Source organism: Streptomyces sp. NPDC016469 (assembly GCF_040632905.1).
In the GTDB taxonomy this organism is placed as follows: domain Bacteria; phylum Actinomycetota; class Actinomycetes; order Streptomycetales; family Streptomycetaceae; genus Streptomyces.
Map to the genome: position 1 here is coordinate 1 of NZ_JBEYCQ010000083.1, position 2558 is coordinate 2558.

Sequence of the window (2558 nt, forward strand, 5' to 3'; positions counted from 1 at the left end):
TCCCTCAAGGAGGGCAAGGCCGAGGAACTGGCCGCGCTGCCGCTGGACGAGCGCCTCAAGCGCCGCATCATCGACGGCGAGAAGAACGGCCTGGACGACGACCTCGCCGAGGCGCTGACCACCCGCAAGGCCCTGGACATCGTCAACGACACGCTGCTGGACGGCATGAAGGTCGTCGGCGAACTCTTCGGCTCCGGGCAGATGCAGCTGCCGTTCGTCCTCCAGTCCGCCGAGGTCATGAAGGCCGCGGTGGCGTACCTGGAACCGCACATGGAGCGGGCCGAGGGCGAGGAGGGCAAGGGCACCATCGTGCTGGCGACCGTCCGCGGCGACGTCCACGACATCGGCAAGAACCTGGTCGACATCATCCTCTCCAACAACGGCTACAACGTGGTCAACCTGGGCATCAAGCAGCCCGTTTCGGCCATCCTCGACGCGGCGGTGGAGCACAAGGCCGACGTCATCGGGATGTCGGGGCTCCTGGTGAAGTCCACGGTGATCATGAAGGAGAACCTGGAGGAGCTGAACCAGCGCAAGCTGGCCGCCGACTACCCGGTCATCCTCGGCGGCGCCGCCCTGACCCGCGCCTACGTCGAGCAGGACCTGCACGAGCTGTACGAGGGCGAGGTGCGCTACGCGCGCGACGCCTTCGAGGGCCTGCGCCTGATGGACGCGCTCATCGCCGTCAAGCGCGGCGTCCCCGGCGCCACCCTGCCGCCGCTCAAGCAGCGCCGCGTGCCGCTGAGGGAGCCGAAGTTCGAGGAGCCGGCGGACGTCGGCCGGTCGGACGTCGCCGTCGACAACCCCGTTCCCGCCCCGCCGTTCTGGGGCACCCGCGTGGTCAAGGGCATCCCGCACAAGGAGTACACCTCCTGGCTGGACGAGGCCGCCCTGTTCAAGGGCCAGTGGGGGCTGAAGGGCGACACGATCGAGGCGGAGGGCCGGCCGAGGCTGCGGATGTGGCTGGACCGGCTGCGTACGGAGAACCTGCTCGAAGCGGCCGTCGTGCACGGGTACTTCCCGTGCGTGTCCAAGGGCGACGACCTGATCATCCTGGACGAGAACGGGCACGAACGGACCCGGTTCACCTTCCCGCGCCAGCCGCGCGGCCGCCGCCTGTGCCTGGCGGACTTCTTCCGGCCGGAGGACTCCGGCGAGACGGACGTGGTCGGGCTCCAGATCGTGACCGTCGGCTCGAAGATCGGCGAGGCGACCGCGGAGCTCTTCGCCTCCGGCTCGTACCGCGACTACCTCGAACTCCACGGGCTCTCCGTACAGCTGGCGGAGGCGCTGGCCGAGTACTGGCACGCCCGCGTCCGCGCAGGACTCCGGATCGCCGGCCGCGAACCCGACGGCCTGGACGGCATGCTGCGCACCGAGTACCAGGGCTGCCGCTACTCGCTGGGCTACCCGGCCTGCCCGGACCTGGAGGACCGCGCCAAGATCGCGGACCTGCTGCGGCCGGAGCGGATCGGGGTGCACCTCTCCGAGGAGTTCCAGCTCCACCCCGAGCAGTCGACGGACGCGATCGTCGTCCACCACCCCGAGGCGTCGTACTTCAACGCGGGCCGGGCGGGGGGTGGCCGGTGATGGACCGTCCGACGTTCTCCTTCGAGTTCTTCCCGCCCCGCACCGCCCAGGGCGAACGGACCCTGTGGCAGGCCATCCGCCGCCTGGAGCCGCTGGGCCCCGACTTCGTGTCCGTCACCTACGGCGCGGGCGGGTCGTCCAGGGACCGCACCATCGACGTCACGAAGCGCCTGGTCACCGAGACGACCCTGCGCCCCGTCGCCCACCTGACCGCCGTCGGGCACTCGGTGGCCGAGCTCCGGCACATCATCGGCCAGTACGCGGACGCCGGGGTGCGGGACGTACTGGTGCTGCGGGGCGACCCGCCCGGCGACCCCAAGGGGGAGTGGACCGCGCATCCGGACGGCTTCCACCACGCCTATCAGCTGGTCGAACTGGTCCGCTCGCTGGGGGACTTCACCATCGGTGTCGCCGCCTTCCCCGAGCGGCACCCGCGCTCGCCCGACTGGGACAGCGACATCCGGCACTTCGTCGCCAAGTGCCGCGCCGGCGCCGACTACGCCATCACGCAGATGTTCTTCGACGTGGAGGACTACCTGCGGCTGCGGGACCGGGTGGCGGCGGCCGGCTGCACGACCCCGATCATCCCGGAGATCATGCCGGCCACCGACGTCCGGCAGATCCGCCGCTTCGCGGAACTCTCCGACGCCGCGTTCCCCGAGGACCTGGCCCACCGTCTGGAAGCCGCACAGCACCGGCCGGACATCGCGTACGAGATCGGCGTGGCCCACGCGACCCTGATGGCCGACCGGCTGCTCGCCGAAGGCGCGCCCGGGCTGCACTACATCACGCTGAACAAATCAACGGCGACCCTCGACATCCACCGCAACGTCATGAGCACTAGGAGCCTCCATGCCAGTTGAGACCATCGATTTCAAGGTCGCCGATCTCTCTCTCGCCGCTTTCGGGCGGAAGGAGATCACGCTTGCCGAGCACGAGATGCCGGGTCTGATGTCGATCCGTAAGGA

General features: G+C 69.8%; 3 protein-coding genes. All 3 read left to right on the forward strand.

What is annotated here, in order from left to right; genetic code table 11:
* Nucleotides 1-1590, forward strand: a 1590-nt coding sequence (locus tag ABZ565_RS35280; RefSeq protein ID WP_361036398.1) for a vitamin B12 dependent-methionine synthase activation domain-containing protein, incomplete at its 5' end; no start/stop codon positions are given.
* Complete coding sequence (metF, locus tag ABZ565_RS35285; RefSeq protein ID WP_241990224.1) at nt 1590-2453, forward strand: methylenetetrahydrofolate reductase [NAD(P)H]; 864 nt, start codon at nt 1590-1592, stop codon at nt 2451-2453. The genes ABZ565_RS35280 and metF, both read left to right, overlap by 1 nt.
* Nucleotides 2443-2558, forward strand: a 116-nt coding sequence (locus ABZ565_RS35290) for an adenosylhomocysteinase (RefSeq protein ID WP_361036401.1), incomplete at its 3' end; no start/stop codon positions are given. The genes metF and ABZ565_RS35290, both read left to right, overlap by 11 nt.